17 protein-coding genes are annotated in these 20,726 nt (G+C 63.1%); 10 read left to right on the top strand and 7 right to left on the bottom strand.

The genetic code is table 11. From position 1 onward, the window contains the following. Positions 1 to 9 precede the first annotated feature (9 nt). The gene (locus BLR63_RS06500) at positions 10 to 1,038 is read right to left on the bottom strand and encodes an apurinic/apyrimidinic endonuclease family protein (RefSeq protein ID WP_010565485.1); all 1,029 of its coding nucleotides are present in this window, start codon (positions 1,036 to 1,038) and stop codon (positions 10 to 12) included. Positions 1,039 to 1,239: 201 nt separating this feature from the next. On the opposite strand from BLR63_RS06500, the gene BLR63_RS06495 reads away from it, so the two are divergent. Continuing rightward, positions 1,240 to 2,160 carry a bifunctional helix-turn-helix transcriptional regulator/GNAT family N-acetyltransferase gene (locus BLR63_RS06495; RefSeq protein WP_010565486.1) on the top strand — a complete coding sequence of 307 codons (921 nt, stop codon included), beginning with the start codon at positions 1,240 to 1,242 and terminating at the stop codon, positions 2,158 to 2,160. 35 nt (positions 2,161 to 2,195) lie between these two features. Here the strand turns inward: BLR63_RS06495 and BLR63_RS06490 are convergent, their stop codons facing one another. Continuing rightward, positions 2,196 to 3,599, bottom strand: coding sequence for an MFS transporter (locus BLR63_RS06490; protein WP_010565487.1), 1,404 nt, complete (start codon positions 3,597 to 3,599; stop codon positions 2,196 to 2,198). A gap of 383 nt (positions 3,600 to 3,982) precedes the next feature. On the opposite strand from BLR63_RS06490, the gene BLR63_RS06485 reads away from it, so the two are divergent. Continuing rightward, on the top strand, positions 3,983 to 6,535 hold the full coding sequence (locus tag BLR63_RS06485; RefSeq protein WP_010565488.1) for a bifunctional diguanylate cyclase/phosphodiesterase: 2,553 nt from the start codon (positions 3,983 to 3,985) through the stop codon (positions 6,533 to 6,535). A gap of 18 nt (positions 6,536 to 6,553) precedes the next feature. On the opposite strand, the gene BLR63_RS06480 is transcribed toward BLR63_RS06485, so the two are convergent. After that, positions 6,554 to 7,375 (bottom strand): AraC family transcriptional regulator, encoded by an 822-nt coding sequence (locus tag BLR63_RS06480; RefSeq protein ID WP_042946951.1) that lies wholly within the window; start codon positions 7,373 to 7,375, stop codon positions 6,554 to 6,556. Positions 7,376 to 7,472: 97 nt separating this feature from the next. Between BLR63_RS06480 and BLR63_RS06475 the strand changes: the two genes are divergently transcribed. The 3 genes from BLR63_RS06475 (at position 7,473) to BLR63_RS06465 (ending at position 11,803) form a co-directional block, all read left to right on the top strand. Further along, positions 7,473 to 8,684, top strand: a complete 1,212-nt coding sequence (locus tag BLR63_RS06475; protein ID WP_010565490.1) for an MFS transporter — start codon at positions 7,473 to 7,475, stop codon at positions 8,682 to 8,684. A gap of 108 nt (positions 8,685 to 8,792) precedes the next feature. Further along, on the top strand, positions 8,793 to 9,956 hold the full coding sequence (locus BLR63_RS06470) for a GGDEF domain-containing protein (RefSeq protein WP_010565491.1): 1,164 nt from the start codon (positions 8,793 to 8,795) through the stop codon (positions 9,954 to 9,956). 146 nt (positions 9,957 to 10,102) lie between these two features. Beyond that, positions 10,103 to 11,803: an amidase gene (locus BLR63_RS06465; protein ID WP_010565492.1), complete on the top strand. Its 1,701-nt coding sequence runs from the start codon at positions 10,103 to 10,105 to the stop codon at positions 11,801 to 11,803. Between the two features lie 46 nt (positions 11,804 to 11,849). Here the strand turns inward: BLR63_RS06465 and BLR63_RS06460 are convergent, their stop codons facing one another. Next, positions 11,850 to 13,175, bottom strand: coding sequence for an aminotransferase-like domain-containing protein (locus BLR63_RS06460; RefSeq protein WP_010565493.1), 1,326 nt, complete (start codon positions 13,173 to 13,175; stop codon positions 11,850 to 11,852). 91 nt (positions 13,176 to 13,266) lie between these two features. Here BLR63_RS06460 and BLR63_RS06455 point away from each other — a divergent pair, with 91 nt between their 5' ends. Genes BLR63_RS06455 through yghX form a run of 3 tightly spaced genes read left to right on the top strand, consistent with a single transcriptional unit; the run spans position 13,267 to position 15,647 of the window. Beyond that, positions 13,267 to 14,181, top strand: a complete 915-nt coding sequence (locus BLR63_RS06455) for a DMT family transporter (RefSeq protein ID WP_010565494.1) — start codon at positions 13,267 to 13,269, stop codon at positions 14,179 to 14,181. Between the two features lie 39 nt (positions 14,182 to 14,220). After that, a complete protein-coding gene (locus BLR63_RS06450) occupies positions 14,221 to 14,715 on the top strand; it encodes a PaaI family thioesterase (RefSeq protein WP_010565495.1) in 495 nt (164 codons plus the stop codon). A gap of 44 nt (positions 14,716 to 14,759) precedes the next feature. Further along, positions 14,760 to 15,647 (top strand): YghX family hydrolase, encoded by an 888-nt coding sequence (gene yghX, locus BLR63_RS06445; protein ID WP_010565496.1) that lies wholly within the window; start codon positions 14,760 to 14,762, stop codon positions 15,645 to 15,647. Positions 15,648 to 15,676: 29 nt separating this feature from the next. Here the strand turns inward: yghX and BLR63_RS06440 are convergent, their stop codons facing one another. Then, on the bottom strand, positions 15,677 to 16,861 hold the full coding sequence (locus tag BLR63_RS06440) for a DUF2252 domain-containing protein (protein WP_010565497.1): 1,185 nt from the start codon (positions 16,859 to 16,861) through the stop codon (positions 15,677 to 15,679). A 196-nt stretch (positions 16,862 to 17,057) separates the two neighbouring features. Here BLR63_RS06440 and ampC point away from each other — a divergent pair, with 196 nt between their 5' ends. After that, a complete protein-coding gene (gene ampC, locus BLR63_RS06435) occupies positions 17,058 to 18,212 on the top strand; it encodes a class C beta-lactamase (RefSeq protein WP_010565498.1) in 1,155 nt (384 codons plus the stop codon). Between the two features lie 129 nt (positions 18,213 to 18,341). On the opposite strand, the gene miaE is transcribed toward ampC, so the two are convergent. After that, positions 18,342 to 18,944: a tRNA-(ms[2]io[6]A)-hydroxylase gene (gene miaE / locus BLR63_RS06430; RefSeq protein WP_010565499.1), complete on the bottom strand. Its 603-nt coding sequence runs from the start codon at positions 18,942 to 18,944 to the stop codon at positions 18,342 to 18,344. A gap of 154 nt (positions 18,945 to 19,098) precedes the next feature. On the opposite strand from miaE, the gene BLR63_RS06425 reads away from it, so the two are divergent. Continuing rightward, positions 19,099 to 19,962: a universal stress protein gene (locus BLR63_RS06425; protein WP_010565500.1), complete on the top strand. Its 864-nt coding sequence runs from the start codon at positions 19,099 to 19,101 to the stop codon at positions 19,960 to 19,962. Positions 19,963 to 19,965: 3 nt separating this feature from the next. On the opposite strand, the gene BLR63_RS06420 is transcribed toward BLR63_RS06425, so the two are convergent. Continuing rightward, positions 19,966 to 20,436 (bottom strand): DUF1289 domain-containing protein, encoded by a 471-nt coding sequence (locus tag BLR63_RS06420; RefSeq protein WP_010565501.1) that lies wholly within the window; start codon positions 20,434 to 20,436, stop codon positions 19,966 to 19,968. Between the last annotated feature and the right edge of the window lie 290 nt (positions 20,437 to 20,726).

The following is a 20,726-nucleotide window of genomic DNA, read 5'->3' as shown; positions in this document are numbered from 1 at the left end:
CTTCGGCCTTCAAGCCTGGCGACGCTTGAAATGCTCATAAAACGCCAACGTCGCCACATTCTTGTCCTTGGCTTCCAGCATGATGTCGAAGCGGTCGAGAAACCGCAGGGCGTAGTCGTTGGTCCAGCGGTTCCACATTTGTGCGCTGTGGCCATACAGGTCGCGTTTGGTGACCACCTGCATCAACGCCGCCATTTCCAGCTTCTGTCCGGCCTCGAAGCCCAGTTCCTGCAGGCTTTCCTGAGGCTGGGAGTAATGCATTGTCGGGCGCACACCGCGCCAGCTTTCGATCACGCGGGCGACCCTGGGGGAGTCGGGGTCGATGTAGTCGTTTTCGTTGATCCAGCAGTGATGGATGTCCAGCACCACCGGCGCCAGGTCGGCGACTTGCAGGCAGTGGTCGAGGCCATAGGTCTTTTCATCGTTCTCGAAAGTGATGCAGTTGCGCGCCACTTCCGACAGGCGTGACCACACCGCGCGGGTGCCTTCCACACCCAGGCGACCGGCGATGTGCACGTTGCACTTGAGGTCCTGGAAGCGCTGGCCGTAGCCCATCATGCGGATCATGTCGGCGTGGTACTCGAATTCGGCGAGGCTGTTTTCCACCACGCCGGGGTTTTCCGAGCCGAGCACGCAATACTGGCCGGGATGGAACGACAGGCGAATATCCGACGCGCGCGCCAAGTCGCCGATCGCGGCGAAACCTTCGATCAACTGGCGTTCGATCGCCGGGTCGCGATAGACGGCGGCCACCTTCGGATGGCTGTAGAACGGCAGCAGGTCGCTGCTCAAGCGCAGCATGCGCAACATCGGCGGCAGCCCGGCGACATACGCCAGCAGGCGCAACTGCGCCGCCAGGTTGTGAGTGACCACCTCCACCAGCTTGTCCCGCGCCACGCTGGGCTCGACGCTGTCCATCCAGCGCAAGGTGGTGGTGCGAGGGTTGAGCGGGCCTTCGATCAGCTTCTGGGCGCTGGCGGACAACAGGCGTTCGGGATGCTTGTACTGACAGGCGAAGCCGATGCGAGGGTGGGTCATGGGAAGGCCTGGTAGTGGGCGGACGTCGCGATTATACGAGCATAGGTGCGTGTCGCTGCGAGCGAATCGAAAATCGCCCCTGGCACCGATGAATCGGCCCATACCGTCCGGCGGTTGCCCCCTGAATGCAGGGGAAAGCGGTTGACTTGGTTGCCTGAGGCAACAATATTGTTGCCTCAGGCAACCATTCGAGCATCCGCCATGTCCACCCCCCTGCTTGTCGAACGCGCTGGCATCGTGCGCGGGTTCAACCGTTTCTACACCCACCAGATCGGTGTGCTGCAGGAACACCTGCTGCAAAGCGACTACTCCCTGACCGAAATCCGCGTGATGTATGAGCTGTCTTCGCGAGGCGACCTGACCAGCGCCGACCTGTGCCAGATGCTCAGCCTGGACCCCGGCTACCTGAGCCGACTGACCGCGGGACTGGAAAAAAACGCGCTGATCCAGAAAGTCCGCAGCGCCACCGATGCGCGGGCCGTGCAGTTGCACCTCAGCGACCATGGCCGCGCCGTGCTCGCACCGCTGGAGCAGCGAACCCAGGATGAAGTCATCGCCCTGCTCGAAAGCCTGCCCGAACCCCAGCAGCGCCAGCTCACCGAAGCGATGAAACGCATCCAGGCCCTTCTGCAAGGCACTGCGCCCAGTTACCTGCTGCGTGATCCGCAACCGGGGGACATGGGCTTGGTGGTGCAGCAACAAGCGGCGCTGTATGCGCGTGAATACCAGTGGAATTGGGAGTTCGAGGCGTTGGTGGCGGAGATCGTTGCCAAGTACCTGCGTGAATTCGACCCAACGCGCGAACGCTGCTGGATCGCCGAAAAGGATGGCGAAGTGGTGGGCTCAGTGTTTGTCGTGCGCCATGACGAGCGCACCGCCAAGCTGCGCTTGCTGTATGTCGACGCCAGCGCCAGGGGCCTGGGGATCGGTCAGCGCCTGGTGGACGAATGCCTGCGCTTTGCCCGCCATGCCGGCTACAAACGCATGATGCTGTGGACCATGAGCGCGTTGACCGATGCGCGCAAGCTCTACCAGAAGGCCGGTTTCGCCTTGATTGAAGCCGAGCCCACCGTCAGTTTCGGCAAGGAACTGGTCAGCGAGACCTGGGCCCGAGATCTGTAGGAAACAGGGCTTGGACGCTCCAAGCCCCGTGCCGTTTACAGATCAGTGATTTCCTTGTGGCGCGGCACCAGCGTCTTCATCACGCTCCAGGCCACCAGGTAGGCCAGGGCACAGATCGCGAACATGATCATGTAACCGGTGTGGATGTCGTTGACGGACTTGTAGTAATCGAACACCCAACCGCCGATCTTGGTCATCACCACACCACCGAGGCCGCCGGCCATGCCACCGATACCGACCACCGAGGCCACGGTTTTCTGCGGGAACATGTCGGACACCGTGGTGAAGATATTGCACGACCACGCCTGATGCGCCGAGGCGCCCACGCCGATCAGCAGCACCGGCACCCAGAAACCGATATAGCCCAGCGGTTGCGCCAATAGCACCACCAGCGGGAACAGGGCGATCACCAGCATGGCTTTCATGCGCCCGTCATACGGAGCATCGCCGCGCGCCATGAAGTAGCTGGGGAACCAGCCGCCGCCGATGCTGCCGACCATGGTCATGCTGTACAGCACCGCCAGCGGCATCACGATATCGGCGCCTTTCATGCCGTATTGCGCCGACAGGTAAGTGGGCAGCCAGAACAGGAAGAACCACCACACCCCATCGGTCATGAACTTGCCGAAGGCAAACGCCCAGGTCTGGCGGTAGGTGAGCAACTTGAACCACGAGACTTTCTTGTCAACCGCGCCCGCCGGCACTGGCGCGAATGGCTGCACCGTCTGGTCGCTGCGGATATAGGCCAGCTCGTCGGCCGACAGGCGTTTCTGCTGCTCGGGTTTTTCATACAGCGCCGCCCACACCGCCACCCACACGAAGCCGAGCATACCGATCACCATGAAGGCCGCCTCCCAGCCCCACAGACCGGCGATCAACGGTACGCAGATCGGCGCCAGGATCGCCCCCACGTTGGCCCCGGAGTTGAAGATGCCGGTGGCCAGGGAGCGTTCTTTCTTGGGGAAATACTCCGCAGTAGCCTTGATCGCAATCGGGAAGTTACCCGCCTCGCCAATCGCCAGCACCGCGCGGGACAGCATGAAGCCTGCGATGGACACGGGGATTACCGCCAGCCCGATGGCCCCGCTGACCGCCGCGATGCCCTCACCCATCGGCACCGCAAACGCATGCATGATGGCGCCGGTGGACCAGATGGCGATCGCTACCACGTAGGCGGCCTTGGTGCCGATCCGGTCGACAAAGCGCCCGGCGAACAGCATGGAAATCGCATACACAAACTGGAACACCGCCGCGATGTTGGCGTAATCGCTGTTGCTCCAGCCGAATTGTGTCGACAACTGCGGCGCCAGCAGGCTGAGCACCTGGCGATCGAGGTAGTTGACGGTGGTGGCGAAAAACAGCATCGCGCAGATGGTCCAGCGGTAGTTGCCGACCGCCTGGCCAACACGATGGGCACGGATGGGCTCGTTCAGATTCATGGCATCACTTTTTATTTTTGTTAGGTAGGACACATGTAACGTCATATGTCGTCGTACAACTGCGACTTTTATATCGGGCTGCCTATCGACTGTCAATCTGAAATATTGCGGTTTTTCTGGGGTTTTATGCAGCTTGGAAAATCATCAGGCAGGCTACGTTGTAGGATGACATGCGCGCATAACCCGATAATGGCATTTCGGCTCGACACTGCCGGCGATGTTTGCCAAGCAACTGAGCTAAGCGCGCTGGCCAGTGCCTTCAACGTCTCGGTATTGATCGCCGGTGTCACCCACAACAACCCCTTCGCCCGGTGCTCAGTTTTCCCGATCGCTGCCGATAGCATGGCATCTACTCGACTTGCAGCGATGCCCTGCGGGGACCCATGCCAAACACTCTCGCTCCGACCGTCAGCCCTGCCCCCCATCGCTCCAGCCTGTCGCTGGCGCGCACGTCGCTGTTGCAGTGCGTGATCCTGCTCACCTGCGTCTTTGCCGCCGCCGCCTACTCACTGGTTTACCTGGCCCACGACCTGGACCGCAACGAAGAGTTGGAAAACGCGTTTTACACCCAAAAAGCCACGCAATCGCTGGAAAAATCCCTGCGCCAGACCCTCAAGGATTACGCGTTCTGGAGCGACGCCTACAAACACCTGCACATCAAGGTCGATACGGATTGGGCCTATGGGCGTAAAAACCTGGGGCCGAGCTTGGTCAAGGATTTTGGCTTTCAGGGCCTGTTCGTGGTCAACGACCTCGATCGTACGGTCTATGCAGTGATTGACGGCAAGCTGCAGCCGACCGAACTCACCGACTGGCTCGGTCAGCCCATCGACTCGCTGCTGGCACAGGCACGCGCCGGTGCCGAGAGCGAAACGCCGGTCACCACCTTTATCAACGTGGGCGGCGTTCCCACGCTGGTGGCGGCGGCGGCGATAACCCCCGGCAGCGACCCGAGCGTCTTGAACGATGGCCGGCCGGCGTCGGTGTTGTTCTTCATTGAGATGCTTGACAGCGAAAAGCTCAGCGAACTCGGTAACGACTTCGGCGTGAGTCACCTGCATATCGCCACGCCCGACGAAATCCGCACGACCCGGTTGTTCACGCTGGGCGACAACGGTGCAGCCGGTAGCCTGCGCTGGCTGCCCGAACGGCCGGGCCTGCGGCTGATGGGTGTCGGCCTGCCCCTGCTGGGCCTGGCCGCGTTACTGGTGTACCTGATGGCCGGGCTGATTCTGCGTCGAACCAGCGCCGACGCCCTTGCGCTCGACACCACCCATACCTCGTTGCAAAACAGCCAGGACGCCCTGGCCACCAGCGAAGCGCGCTTTCGCGATGTGGTGGAAGCCAGTTCGGACTGGGTCTGGGAAATCGACGCCGGTTGGCGCTTTATCTATTTGTCCGAGCGTTTCGAAAACGTCACCGGCCTGGCCCGGCAGACCTGGCTCGGTGCCGCGATGAGCGACCTGCTGGACACCGACGCCGGCCTGCTTTCACAGTGGCTGAGCACACCGGGGCGGCGCCCGGATGCCAGCATCCAGTGTCGCTATATCGACGCCCAGGGCCAGGAACGCACCACGCGTCTCTCCGCGCGGGAAATGCCCTGTGGCGGATTTCGCGGCACGGCCACCGATGTCACCGAAGAAGTCGAGGCCCGTCGGCGCATCGAATTTTTGTCCCAGCACGACGCCCTGACCGGGCTGGCCAATCGCACCCGTTTGCAGGCCTTTCTGGACGGCAAACTCAAGGCATCGCCGACGATGGAACACCCCTTGGTGATGCTGACCCTGGACCTGGACCGGTTCAAGCCGGTGAACGATCTGCTCGGCCACGCGGCGGGCGATCGGGTCCTCAATGAAGTGTCGAACCGCCTGGCCGACTGCGTGCGCCACGGTGATCTGGTGGCCCGTGTCGGCGGCGATGAGTTTGTGCTGATCATCAACGATGCCGGTACCCAGGACGACGTCGAGGCGCTGTGCAAACGCCTGATCGACTCCATCGAACACGCGATCAGAATCGACGACCAGGAAGTGTTTGTCAGCGCCAGCATTGGCATTGCACTGGCGCCCAACGATGCCTGCGAGGCCGCCGAACTGCTGCGCTACGCCGACATCGCGCTGTACGAAGCCAAGGCAGCCGGGCGCAACACCTGGCGTTTTTATTCCGGCGAAATGAATACGCGGATCATCGAGCGCCGCCGTCTGGAAAGCGACCTGCGGTATGGGATCAAGCATGGGGAATTGCGCCTGTACTTCCAACCGCGCTACCGCATCGCCGATGGCCAGATGGTCGGCGCCGAAGCGCTGGTGCGCTGGCAACACCCGGTGCGCGGCCTGATTTCACCGGACACGTTCATCCCGATTGCCGAGGAGTCCGGGCTGATCCTGGCGCTGAGCGACTGGGTGCTCACAAACGCCTGCACCTTCGCCGCCCGCTGGCCGGCCGCGTTGTTTGTGTCGGTGAACCTGTCGCCCAGCGAGTTCAAGCGCGGCGACCTGTTGGCCCGCGTGCAACACGCGCTGCAGGCCTCGGGCATCGACCCGGCGCGGCTGGAACTGGAAATCACCGAGAGCGTGATGCTCGAAGACACCGCCAGCGCGCTCGACATCATGCACACGCTCAAAGACCTGGGTATCCGTATCGCCATGGATGATTTCGGTACCGGTTATTCCTCCCTGAGCTATCTGCGCGCATTCCCCTTCGATGGGTTGAAGATCGACCGCAGCTTCCTGAGCCGCCTGGAAGAAAGCGAGGATGACAAGACCATCATCCAGGCCATTGTCGGCCTGGGCCATGCCCTGGCGCTGACGGTGACCGCCGAAGGCATCGAAACCGCCGAACAGCTGGCCATGCTCAAGTCGGTCGCCTGCGGCGAGGGCCAGGGTTTCTTTCTCAGCCGGCCACTGGACAGCGATGCCTTCGACGACCTGCTGGGCTAGGCCCCGGCAAGCCCGGCGCTACCAGAAGAAATGACTCGGCGTCTTGCCGAACTGCTTCTTGAACATGCTGGTAAAAGCGCTCGGGCTGTCATAGCCCAGCGCCAGCGCCACATCGATGATTTTCTCGCCCACCGCCATGCGCTCCAGCGCCAGCAACAGCCGCGCCTGCTGCCGCCATTGGCCGAAGGTCATGCCGGTGTCCTTGCGGAACAGACGCTGGATGGTTTTCTGGTCCAGGCCCAGGCGCTCGCTCCAGTCGGCCACGGTGGAGGCATCGCCCGGCTCGTCCTGCAAGGCCTGGCAGATCAGGCGGATGCGCGAGTCGGCGGGCTGCGGCAGTGAGAGCGGCAAGGCCGGCAACAGGGCAAGTTCGTCGAGGATCAGGTGCATGATCCGTGCATCCCGCGAATCCTCGGCATACGGCGGCTTCAGGCTGACCGAGGCCTTGATCAGCTCGCTGAGCAGCGGCGAAATGCTCACCGCCTTGGTCTCGGTCGGCAGGTTGGGGAAGCTGTCGGGGCGTACAAACACACTGCGCATTTTCAGCGCCCCCACACAACGCAACGAATGCACGTGCCCGCTGGGCATCCAGAAACCGCGATGGGGCGGCACCGTCCACTGGTTCTGTGCCGAATGCACCACCATCACGCCTTCGGTGGCGTAGAGCAGTTGGTGCTTCTCGTGGCTGTGCTCGGGGATCACCCAGTTTTCCGGGTAGTCGGTGGCCGAACTGATGACGGCCCACTCGCCCTCATCGATCTCCTGCAGAAATTTATCCAATGACGTGATCATTTCGCCCTTTTTGCGAGAGTTGCCTCCCGAATTACGTGAGACAGGCATTTTTGCCGAATCTAGCATAAACGCCGAAACAATCTGAAACGGGTAGCCGGCCCACGTACTGGCTGCCTCTGCTCACTGCCTTGTATGGACTGCACCCATGACGACCCTGACCGCCTCACCCGCCTCAACCTCCAGCCCGCCGCACGCAAGCCCGTTGGTCATGCGCGTCCTCGGCGCCTGCGCCCTGGCGCACCTGGTCAATGACCTGATCCAGGCCGTGCTGCCGTCGATCTACCCGATGCTCAAAGCCGACTACGGACTGACCTTCACCCAAGTTGGTCTGATCACCCTGACCTTCCAATTGACCGCCTCGCTGCTGCAACCGTGGATCGGCTACCACACCGACCGCCACCCCAAGCCGTGGCTGTTGCCGGCAGGCATGGTGTGTACCCTGGTGGGCATCCTGATGCTGGCATTTGTCGGCAACTTCCCGGCGATCCTGCTCGCATCGGGCCTGGTGGGCGTGGGCTCGTCGACCTTCCACCCGGAGACGTCCCGCGTCGCGCGCCTGGCGTCCGGCGGGCGCTATGGCCTGGCGCAATCGACCTTCCAGGTCGGCGGCAACACCGGCAGCGCCTTGGGCCCATTGCTGGCGGCGGCGATCATCATTCCCTACGGCCAGGGCCACGTCGCCTGGTTCGGGCTGTTTGCGGTGTTCGCGATCCTGGTGCTCTACGGGTTGAGCCGCTGGTACCGTAACCACCTCAACCTGTTCAAGCTCAAGCAAGGCAGCCAGGCCACCCACGGTTTGTCCAAGGGCCGCGTGACCTTTGCCCTGGTGGTGCTGGCGATCCTGGTGTTCTCCAAATACTTCTACATGTCCAGCCTGACCAGCTACTTCACCTTCTACCTGATCGAAAAATTCAGCCTGTCGGTGGCCAGTTCCCAGCTGTATCTGTTCCTGTTCCTCGGCGCCGTGGCCGCGGGCACCTTTTTCGGCGGACCGATCGGCGACCGGATCGGGCGCAAGAAAGTCATCTGGTTCTCGATCCTCGGCGCCGCGCCATTCACCCTCGCCCTGCCCTACGTCGACCTGTTCTGGACCGCCGTACTGAGTGTGGTGATCGGCTTTATCCTCGCCTCGGCGTTCTCGGCCATCGTGGTCTACGCCCAGGAACTGGTGCCGGGCAACGTGGGCATGATCGCCGGGGTGTTCTTCGGCCTGATGTTCGGCTTCAGCGGTATCGGCGCGGCCTTGCTCGGCCTGCTCGCCGATCGCCACGGCATCGAGTACGTCTATACGCTGTGCTCGTTCCTGCCGCTGGTGGGCATCCTGACGATCCTGCTGCCGTCCACCAAAGGCGTCTGATCGGCCGAACATCGGCTGGCTGTGTGCCATCAAGCTTTCTGTTCTGAAAAACCTGGGTGTGCGCTTACAATCGCGTTCACACGCACACCCAGGCAAACCCGGCACGACATGACGCTCGACCCTCCCACGATCCTGGCCCTCTCCGTGGCCCTGGCCGCTGCCGCAGCCCTGTACCTGACCATTGAATGGCGCAGCGTGCGCGAACCCTCGCTGCTGTTCTGGAGCGCCGGCTTTGCCACCGTCACCCTCGGATCGACCCTGGCACTGTTGCGCAGCAGCGGCTATCTGATGATCGGCATCTGGCTCGCCAATGGCTTGCTGGTCACTGCGCACGTCCTGTTTTTGCTCGGCGTGGCGCGGTTTACCCAGGTGCGCCTGTCGCCGCTGTGGCTGCTGATGCTGCTGGTCTGGCTCGGCATGCTGATGCTGCCGGCCGACCTGCCCGGGTCCAAGGCCATGCTCGCGGTGCAGTCGTTGCTGGTGGCATTGCCGACCTTGCGCGCCAGTTCGCTGCTGCGGCCCCATGGCAAATCGTTGAGCGTCGGCGCGGTGCAACTGCGTTATGTGCTGCTGATCCACGGCCTGTTCTATGTGGCCAAGGCGCTGTCAGTGCTGATCCCGGGCACCTTGATCGACCTGGCCGCGTTCAAGGGTGAAATCATCCAGATATCCCTGGTGGAAGGTGCCATGGCGATTATGTTGATTGCCTTGTCGATGACCGGCTCCGAACGCTACCGCCGCGAACAACAGATCGCCCGCCTCGCCGCCCGCGACCCACTCACCGCCTTGTACAACCGCCGCGCCCTCGACCTGCGTGCACCACGCCTGCTGGCCCAGGTGTCGCCGGCGCAACCGGGCGCATTGCTGCTGATCGACATCGACCACTTCAAGTCGGTCAACGACCTCCACGGCCACACCGCCGGCGACCGCCTGCTGATCGCCTTGAGCGAAATGATCCGCGCCGTGGTGCCCCAGGGCGCGCTAGCGGCGCGGTTGGGCGGCGATGAATTCGTAATCCTGCTCAACCCGGCCTCGACCCAGCAGATCGTCGAACTCGGCAGCAGCCTGCGCGAGCAGTTCCAGCAACTGGCCGCGCAGACCTTCGCCACGCCGCAATCGGTCACCCTGAGCATCGGCGCCAACCTGTTCGATCAACCGCCGTCCAGCCTGGCCGTGTTGATCGAGCAAGGCGATACCACGCTGTATGAATCCAAGCGCGGTGGGCGCGACAGCATTCGGTTGGTGGATCGAACGGGCGGCTCATCTGGCTAGCGCTCGCCGGGATTCTGATTCTCGCCGATGCCACCCCCTGGCAAGCGATGCGAACCGCGTATGCGGAATATGCGCCGCTGGTTTTGTGAAATATCTCTCCGTAGACTGCGGCCTTACACCCATATGAAGGCGGCGAAGAAAACGTCATGCAAGTTACCGAAGTCTGCATTGCCCAATTGCGCGCGGCGCTTGAATCCGGCCAGACCACGGCCGTTGAACTGGTCCAGGCTTACCTGGCCCGTATCGATGCCTACAACGGTCCGCAGACCGCCACGGCCCTGAATGCCGTGGTAGTGCGCAACCCCGAAGCCCTGAAGGAAGCCGAGGCGTCCGATGCGCGCCGGGCCAGGGGCGAAACCTTGGGGCCACTGGATGGCATTCCCTATACCGCCAAAGACAGTTACCTGGTCAAAGGGCTAACAGCGGCATCGGGCAGCCCGGCATTTGCCAGCCTCGTCGCCCAGCGCGATGCCTTCACCATCGAACGGTTGCGGGCCGGTGGTGCGATCTGCCTGGGCAAGACCAATATGCCGCCGATGGCCAATGGCGGCATGCAGCGTGGCGTGTATGGCCGGGCGGAAAGCCCGTATAACGCCGACTACCTGACCGCGCCGTTCGCCTCCGGCTCGTCCAATGGCGCCGGCACCGCCACCGCCGCGAGCTTCTCCGCCTTCGGCTTGGCGGAAGAAACCTGGTCCAGCGGCCGAGGCCCGGCGTCCAACAATGGCTTGTGCGCCTATACGCCGTCCCGTGGGGTGATTTCGGTACGTGGCAACTGGCCGTTGACCCCGACCATGGACGTGGTAGTGCCGTACGCGCGCACCATGGCCGACCTGCTGGAAGTGCTCGACGTAGTGGTCGCCGACGACCCGGACACCCGTGGCGACCTGTGGCGCCTGCAACCCTGGGTACCGATTCCCAGCGTCGCCTCGGTGCGCCCGGCGTCCTACCTTGAACTGGCCGCCACGCCCGCCGCCCTCGCCGGCAAGCGCCTTGGTGTCCCGCGCATGTACATCAACGCCGACCCGGACGCCGGCACCAGCGAAAAGCCCGGCATCGGCGGTCCGACCGGGCAGAAGATCCACACCCGCGCCAGCGTGATCGACTTGTGGCAAGCCGCACGCCAGGCGCTTGAAGCCGCCGGTGCCGAAGTCATCGAGGTGGATTTCCCGCTGGTGTCCAACTGCGAAGGCGACCGCCCCGGCGCGCCGACCGTGTTTACCCGTGGCTTGGTGTCCAAGGAGTTCCTCCACGATGAGTTGTGGGAACTGTCGGCCTGGGCCTTTGACGATTTCCTGCGCGCCAACAACGACCCGGCCCTGAACCGCCTGGCGGATGTGGACGGCCCCAAGATCTTCCCCCACGACCCCGGCACCCTGCCCAACCGTGAAGACGATCTGGCCGCCGGCATGGACGAATACGTGCGCATGGCCCAGCGCGGCATCAAGCCATGGAACGAGATCGGCACCGTGCCCGACGGCCTGCGCGGCCTGGAACAGACCCGTCGGATCGATCTGGAAGACTGGATGGACACACTGGGGCTCGACGCGGTGTTGTTCCCGACCGTGGCCGATGTCGGCCCGGCGGATGCCGACGTGAACGAAGCCAGCGCGGATATCGCCTGGAGCAACGGCGTGTGGGTGGCCAACGGCAACCTTGCCATTCGCCACCTGGGCGTGCCCACCGTCACCGTGCCCATGGGCGTGATGGCGGATATCGGCATGCCGGTGGGACTGACGTTTGCCGGGCGTGCCTATGACGACTCGACGCTGCTGCGCCTGGCCTCGGCGTACGAAGCCACCGGCAGCAAACGCCTGATTCCACCGCGTACCCCGGCGCTGGAATAGGCGTGGCGAGGGCGCTTGTCCCCCGTTGGGCTGCGCAGCAGCCCCATCACCACGCCACCGCCCTGCGCACCCTCATCAACGCCTCCCGCAACGCGCCCATCTCCACTGACCCCAAGGCCAGGCGCAGCGCGTGAGGCACATGGGCCGAGACGGCGAATGGCTCGGCGGTGGACACCGAAATGTGCTCGCGTTGCAGCGCCATGGCGATCTGGTCGGCGCGGGCATCTTCCCCCAGGGGCAACCACAGGAAATACGAGGACGGATGGCTGATGTACGCCAGCCCCTTGAACACCTGAGCCGCCAAGGCTTGCCGCGCCCGCGCGTCCTCACGTTTTTGCGCCTCCAACTGCGCCACCGTGCCGTCCTCGATCCATGCCACGGCAATGGCACTCATCACCCCCGGCACGTTCCAGGTGGTCGCCATGATGGTGCGCTCCAAGCTTTTCACCCACGCGAGCGGCGCGCTGATAAAGCCCACGCGCAAACCGGTGGCGACACTCTTGGACAACCCACCGACATACACCGTGCATTCCGGCGCCAATGTCGCCAATGGCGGCGGCGGGTTGTCGGCGAGAAATGCATAGGCGGCATCCTCGATGATCATCAGGTGGTGCTGGCGAGCGATCGCCACCAGTCGCTCGCGCTGCGCCAGTTCCAGCACCCACCCCAACGGGTTATGCAGGGTCGGCATGCAATACACCGCCCGCACCGGACGCTTTTGACACAGGCTGTGCAGCGCATCGAGATCGGGGCCGCTGGCGGTGACCGGGATCGCCAGCATTTCCAGGTGCAGGGTCTCGGCCAGCACCTTGAACCCCGAATACGTCAGCGCATCGACGGCAATCACATCCCCTGGCTTGAGCAGCGCCATCAGGGTCACCGCCAAACCGTGCTGGGCGCCGCTGACCAGCAGCACCTGCCCGGCCTCCACCGTCAGCCCGCGACAGAGCAAATGCCGCGCAACAGCCGCACGTTCGTGCAGGCGGCCGGCATGGGGCTGGTAACGCAGCAACGCCTCCAGTTCGCCGGACAACGCCAACTGGCGCAAGGCCGTGCGCAGCAGGTCTGCCTGGCCCGGCAATGACGGGTAGTTGAAATTCAGATCGAGCATGCCCGCCGCGACGTTCATCTGCCCGCTGCCCTGCCCCGGCGGCAACGCGATCTCACGCACGAACGTCCCCCGACCGGTTTCCCCGCTGACCAGGCCCATGGCCTCCAGTTCGGCATACACCCGGCTGGCGGTGACCAGCGCCAGGCCCTGGTCGGCGGCCAACTGGCGATGGGTGGGCAGGCGCGTGCCGGGCGCCAGTCTGCCGCTGCGGATGTCGTCGGCAAAGGTATCGACCAGGGATTTGTAGCGGGCGCGTGGCATCGGCGATGTATCCATGACAATTTTTTGATTGTCTTCATCCTGGTCCCTAGGATGCCCGTCACGCAACCTCTCCTTATCCGGGCCTACTCTCATGGAACGTACCTCAGCGCTCAATCCCCCGAACACCAGCACCCAAGGCTGGATCAACGGCCTTATCGGCGTGGTGATCTTCAGCGGTTCCTTGCCAGCGACGCGCCTGGCGGTGATGGAGTTCGACCCGGTGTTCCTCACCATGCTGCGTGCCACCCTCGCCGCCCTGGTGGGATTGCTCCTGCTGGGGTGCTTCAAGGTCAAACGCCCCGCCGGCCGCCAATGGGCGGCCCTGGCGATCGTGTCCCTCGGCGTGGTGATCGGCTTTCCCCTGCTGACTGCGCTGGCCCTGCAATACGTCACGTCGGCGCACTCCATCGTATTCATCGGCCTGCTGCCCCTGGCCACGGCGGTGTTTGGCGTCCTGCGCGGCGGCGAGCGACCGCGTCCGGTGTTCTGGCTGTTTTCGATCCTGGGTAGCGCGCTGGTGATGGGCTATGCCGTGGCCCAGGGCCTGAGCGCCGCGCCCGCCGGTGATGTGCTGATGCTGTTGGCGGTGTTGGTGTGCGGCCTGGGCTATGCCGAGGGCGCCACGTTGTCGCGCAGCCTGGGCGGTTGGCAGGTGATTTGCTGGGCCTTGATGGTGGCGCTGCCAGTGACGGCGGCGTTGAGCCTGATCCTCGCACCGCCAAGCTTGACCGGCATCAGCCTGCCGGCCTGGCTGAGCCTGGGCTACGTGTCGCTGTTCAGCATGCTGATCGGCTTTGTGTTCTGGTACCGCGGCCTGGCCCAGGGTGGCATCGCCGCCGTCGGCCAGTTGCAGTTGCTGCAACCGTTTTTCGGCCTGGCGTTGGCGGCGGGGTTGCTGCATGAACAGGTCAGCCTGGGCATGTTGCTGGTGACGCTTGCCGTCATCGGCTGCGTGGCCGGCGCCAAGCGTTTCAGTCGAGTGGTTCCCATCCGGCCCACGTCCTGATAAACAGAGCAGTCGCCCGCAAAACACTAAGGACGCTGCATGCACACCCCCTCTCTACAAGACACCACCGCGCCGGAAGGCATTTGCTACGGCTGCGGTGGCAGCAACCCCCATGGCCTGCACATCAAGAGCCGCTGGGACAGCGACGGCGTGCACCTGATCGCCGAGCATCTGCCAGACGCCAAATACAGCGGCTGGCCCGACCTGGTCTACGGCGGGCTGATCGCCATGCTGGTGGACTGCCACTCCAACTGGGCCGCCATGGCCTATCACTACCGCGCCGAACAGCGCGAACCCGGGAGCCTGCCGCGTATCGACTGCGTCACCGGCAACCTGGGGATCAAATTCATCAAGCCGACGCCCATGGGCGTGACGCTGACCTTGCGCGCACGGGTCGAGGGCGAGGTCGGGCGCAAAAGTCGGGTGGTCTGCGAGGTCTACGCCGGCGATGTGCTCACGGCCATCGGCGACTCGGTATTCGTGCGCGTGGACACCGGCCAACTGGCAGCGGCCGCCCACGGTCGCGAAGGCTGATCGTGGTCTACAGTGATTGCCACCGCTAATCGAGGATCGATCCGATGACTCGTCTCACCGCGAAAGACTTTGCCCCCGAACTGCTGGAACTCTACGACGGCTACGCCCACGGCAAGCTCAACCGCCGCGAGTTCCTCGACCGCGCCGCACTGTTCACCTTTGGTGGTCTCACCGCCTCGGCCCTGCTGGCGGCGCTGAGCCCCAACTACGCCCTGGCCGAACAGGTGAAATTCACCGACCCGGCTATCGTCGCCGACTACATCACCTACCCTTCGCCCAAAGGCAACGGCACGGTACGCGGCTACCTGGTGCGCCCGGCCAACGCCACCGGCAAATTGCCGGCGGTGGTGGTGGTGCATGAAAACCGCGGCCTGAACCCCTACATCGAAGACGTCGCCCGGCGCCTGGCCAAAGCCGGGTTCATCGCCTTGGCGCCAGATGGCCTGACCTCGGTCGGCGGCTATCCCGGCAACGATGAAAAAGGCGTCGCGCTGCAACAGACCGTTGATCCGACCAAGCTGATGAACGACTTCTTCGCCGCCATCGAATGGCTGATGCACCACGACAGCAGCACCGGCAAAGTCGGCATCATCGGCTTTTGTTATGGCGGCGGCGTGACCAACGCAGCGGCGGTGGCATACCCGGAACTGGGCGCGGCGGTGTCGTTTTATGGGCGTCAACCCGAGGCCAAGGACGTGCCGAAAATCAAGGCGCCGATCATGCTGCATTACGCGGAACTGGATACACGGATCAACGAAGGCTGGCCCGCATACGAAAAGGCCTTGAAGGCCGCCGGCACCCGCTATGAGGCCTATATCTACAAGGGCACCAACCACGGCTTCCACAATGACTCGACGCCGCGCTATGACGAGGCGGCGGCGAATCTGGCGTGGGAGCGCACCCTGGGATGGTTGCGCAAATACCTGGCCTGAGCCCGGCGCACAGGCCCTCATATTCGCGGTCAGTGTTCCAGCGCATACCGGCGGCAATGGTTGAGGTAGCCCTGCTCGTGGCTGCCCACCAGTTGCACCACGCTGGTCCATAGCCACGAGGGCGCATCCAGTTGCTTGGAGCGGTTTTCCTGCAACACTGCCATCCAGTCCTTGCGCGTCGCGCGATCCATCTGCCGCGCATGGGCCACCCCGACGACCCGGGCCAGGTAACCGGCAGCGTGCATCGCATCGGTTTCGCTCAGTTCATCCAGCTCCAGCTTCATGTCCTGGGGCAGCAGTTCGCGAATAAAAAAACCGTGGTCCAGAAAACGTGTCGCCACCATGCGCTCACCCAGCCCCGGTGACAGCTGGCGTGCGCCCTCCACCACGCGGCGCCCGTTATCCCTGGGCATCTTCGCCCGTGCCACGCGGGGTGCGGCGGCGCCCACAGCTTCCTTGATATCGATCAGGCAGTATTCCTGGTCGTCCTTATCGCCCACCCCCAGCAATGCCGCATACCGCAACAGACCGAGGGAGCTGCAACCTTTGACCCAATAGGCCGAGTCCAGCAGTTCGACCTTGGCGTCCTTGGGCCGTCCCTTGAGCGAGGTGACCAATTGCTGGATCTCATCGGAAGCGCACACGGTGTGCAGCGCGTTTTTTTCGGCCCGTGACAGCGGCCAGAAATGCTTGCCCAAGGGAATCGTCGGCCGCACGTTTTCGATGCGGTCGCGGGCAAGATTCTTCCAGGTGCGCTCCACCGCACTGCGCATCCCCGCCTTGACCTGGGAGGGGCGCGGTGGCGCTGCGTCGGGCTTGTCTTTGAATGCCTGTTCGTAGCCCACCATCATTTCTTCGAGCATCCGCGCGGTGGTCACGCCAGGCAGATCGGAGCCGCGGGCGGCAGTGGCCAGGGACAATGCCAGGCGCACCAGGTCGTGGGCCGGATTGCCGATCACCGTTTGGTCGAGGTCGCGGATATGCATGTCGATACGGCCCTTGGTGTCCCCGGTGGGGCCCAGGTTGCCGGCGTGGCAGTCGCCGCAGATCCAGATCGCCGGGCCATGGGGCAAACGTCGGCCCGACTGGCTGTGCAACCACTCGTAGAATTGCACGGTGCTGCCGCGCACGTAGGCGTGGGCCGAGCGCGCCATCTTCAGGTTTCGCAGTTGGATCAGGTGAGGCATACGGGCGGAGGGGCGCGGTGTTTTCATGGAATAACTCAGTGCAGGTGTGGGGGTAGAGCACCGGCCACGCGCAAATGTTTCATTGTGTTTCCAAAATAAGCGATAAACCCTCAAATGACAGGTGCGAGCTATCATCCGTTGCCCGGCGTCGGTGGGCGCTCTGATTGACTTCACCCGCGCCGTTTTTTTTCAGCCGAACGATCATTTTCAGGGAAGCGTTATCATGCCCCACTCATTGCTGTCTGGCGTGCGCAGTGCCTGCGCCCTCGCGGCCTTTCTCGCCGCCGGCAACTGCCTGGCCGCCACCGACTTGCAAGCCGTGGTCGACGCTAGCGTCAAACCGTTGATGCAGCAGCAGGCGATTGCCGGTCTCGTGGTCGGCGTGGTTCAGGATGGCAAGGCGCGCTACTTCAACTACGGTGTCGCCGCCACAGACACCCGGCAGCCCGTGAGCGAACACACCTTGTTCGAAATCGGCTCGGTGAGCAAAACCTTCACCGCGACCCTGGCCGGATACGCCGTAGCCAGCGGCCAACTCAAGCTCTCGGCCCCGGCCAGCCACTACCTGCCGGCACTGCGCGGCGGCAAGTTCGATCACATCAGCGTGCTCAACCTCGGTACCTACACTGCTGGCGGCCTGCCCTTGCAGTTCCCGGCGGCGTTCGACAACACCCCGCGCATGATCAGCTACTTCCAGCAATGGAAACCCGACTTCGCCCCCGGCACCCAACGCCTGTATTCCAACCCCAGCCTGGGCCTGTTCGGCTACCTGGCGGCGCAGAGCCTGAAGCAGCCGTTCGATCAGTTGATGGAGCACACCCTGCTGCCCAAGCTCGGGCTCAAGCACACCTACCTCAACGTGCCAAAAAGCCAGATGAACCTATACGCCCAAGGCTATGGCAAAGACGGCAAGCCCGTGCGCGTCGGCCCCGGCGCCCTGGACAGCGAGGCCTACGGCATCAAGACCAGCGCCGCCGACCTGCTGCACTACGTTGAGGTGAATATGCACCCGGCACGCCAGGCAAAACCCATCCGACAGGCCATCGCCCTCACTCACACCGGCTATTACAGCGTCGACGGCATGACCCAAGGCCTGGGCTGGGAAATGTACCCTTACCCCATCGAGCTCGATGCGTTGATTGAAGGCAACGCCACCCCGATGGCCATGGCGCCGCACAAGGTCAACTGGCGCACGCCCCCGCAGGCGCTGCGCGCCGATACCCTGGTGAACAAAACCGGCTCCACCAACGGCTTTGGCGCCTACGTGGCGTATGTGCCGGGCAAGGGGTTGGGTGTAGTGATCCTGGCGAACAAAAACTACCCGAACGCCGAACGGGTGAAAGTGGCCCATGCGATCTTGAGCGCGATGGACCACTGATGCCGGACACGCTCAGCGCAGGCTGAGGTTACGCTGGCTGGCGGAGCCCGACAGGCGTCAGCATCGCACAGCGGCATGAGCGACAGGGGCTGACCCGTTAGCCCTTAAACCGTTGGCGTAGCCAGCACCTCAGGCTGGCACACCACTGTGAAAGCGGAACTCGATGTCGGGGGATTCGATCAGCTCCTGCTCGGTCGCCCTCACCCGCTCGATTACCTGGGCAATGTCCTTGGCGTCGCCGTACTGATAGGCCAGCTTCAAGTACCCCTGGTAGTGCCGCGCCTCGCTTTTGAGCAAACCGAAGTAGAACTTGCCAAGTTCCTCGTCCAAATGCGGCACCAGCGCCTCGAAACGCTCGCAGCTGCGCGCTTCGATAAACGCACCGACCACCAGCGTATCCACCAGTTTGACCGGCTCGTGGCTGCGCACCACCTTGCGCAACGCCGAGGCATAGCGCCCGGCGTGCAACTGGCGCAGCTCGACTTTGCGCTTTTTCATCAGGCGCATGACTTGTTCGTGGTGCACCAGCTCTTCCCGGGCCAGGCGCGACATCAGGTTGATCAGGTCGACATGACTGTGGTATTTCGCGATCAGGCTCAGGGCGGTGCTGGCGGCCTTGAATTCGCAGTTCTTGTGGTCGATCAGCAGCGTCTCCTGATCGGCCAGCGCAGCCTGGACCCAGGCATCAGGGGTGCGGCAACCGAGGAATTCGTGGATTTCGGGCAGGTTCATCGGGCTCACGGGTCAAGAATCACAAAAGGGCGCCGATTATACCGACAGCGCCGCAGACCACCAGCCACTGGACTTGATGTGCATCAACATGACGTCTGACGAGCAGCAACTATAGTTGTCCCACACCCCGTTTTTTATTCTTGGAGATCCGTCCATGCAAGCTATCCGCAGCATTCTGGTGGTGATCGAGCCCGAGCATCCGGAAAGCCTGGCCCTCAAGCGCGCCAAGCTGATCGCCGGGGTTACTGGCGCGCACCTGCACCTGCTGGTGTGCGACAGGAAGCACGAGCACTCGGCGCTGCTGAGCCTGCTCAAGTCCGGCTTGCAGTCGGACGGCTACAGCGTCACCACCGAGCAGGCGTGGAACGAAAGCCTGCATGAAACCATCATCGACGTGCAGCAGGCCGAAGGTTGTGGCTTGGTAATCAAGCAGCACTTCCCCGACAACCCGTTGAAAAAGGCGCTGCTGACGCCGGCGGACTGGAAGCTGCTGCGCTACTGCCCCACGCCCCTGCTGCTGGTGAAAACGTCGAAACCATGGACGGGCGGCGTGATCCTCGCCGCCGTCGATGTCGGCAATACCGACGAAGAACACCGCGAGCTGCACTACACGATCATTGACCATGGCTTCGACATCGCCAGCATGGCCAAGGCGCAGTTGCATGTGATCAGCGCCCATCCCTCGCCGATGCTCTCGGCGGCAGACCCGACGTTCCAGCTCAAGAGCACCATCGAAGCGCGCTATCGTGAGCAGTGCGAGAAATTCCAGGCCGAGTTCGACGTGGACGATGCCCACCTGCATATCGAGGAAGGCCCGGCGGACGTACAGATTCGACATTTCGCCGACACCCTGCACGCGGCGCTGACCATCATCGGCACCGTGGCGCGCACCGGGATTTCCGGGGCCTTGATCGGCAATACCGCCGAAGTGGTGCTGGATGGGGTGGAAAGCGATGTGCTGGTGCTCAAGCCCGAATCGTTGATGATTCAGTTGGAAAAGCTGGCGGGCAAGCGTTGACCGTCAGGCGCCAAACGCTTCCTTGAGAAACCCCGGCGCGATATAGCGCTGGTAATGGGCCTCGGACAAGATAAAAAACTCGCGGTCGATGGCATCGCGCAGGTCCGGCAAGGCCCAGTCACGGAACTCCGGCAGCAGCACCATCCCGTAGGCCTCCAGGTTGCTGATCACCCGCGCCCCACGGGCAATCAACTGATAGGCCCAGCAATACTCGGACTGGTGCGGCACGAAGCGAATCTTGCGCTGCTCCAGTTGGCCGCGCAGTTTTTTCGGGTCGAAGACTTCGAGCTTGCCGGCCATCACTTGCACCAATAACTGCTCCAACCGCAGCCAGACCGCACGCTTTTCTTCTTCGTTATAGCCATTCCACTGGATCACCTCGTGGTGGAAACGCTTGCAGCCGCGGCACACCAGATCGCCGTAGACCGTGGAACACAGGCCGACGCAGGGGGTCTTGATGGTTTGGTTGGACATGGGCAACAGCACGCAGATCAGCGAAAAAGTGCACCATCTTAGCCCTTTGTCTAACCTTCATCACCCGTCAAACTTGGCTTGGCAACTTACCTTTAGATTTTTTTTGCCGTAGAATCATCCGGCCTTGTAAGGCGCCAATAATCCGCTGGAAGCTGTTTTCAAAGCGTCACGAGCACAGTCTTTCCTTCAGAACGGTGTTGGCGGTAATGAACGACCCACCAGGTCGATCATCAGCGCCAACCCTCATCAGCTCCGTTCTGCAGGCGTAAAACTTTGAAAGCAGCTTCTGT

This window comes from Pseudomonas extremaustralis, assembly GCF_900102035.1.
Classification (GTDB): Bacteria; Pseudomonadota; Gammaproteobacteria; order Pseudomonadales; family Pseudomonadaceae; genus Aquipseudomonas; species Aquipseudomonas extremaustralis.
The sequence above is the reverse complement of the archived record's forward strand: the minus strand, read 5'-3'. Positions and strand labels throughout refer to the sequence as shown.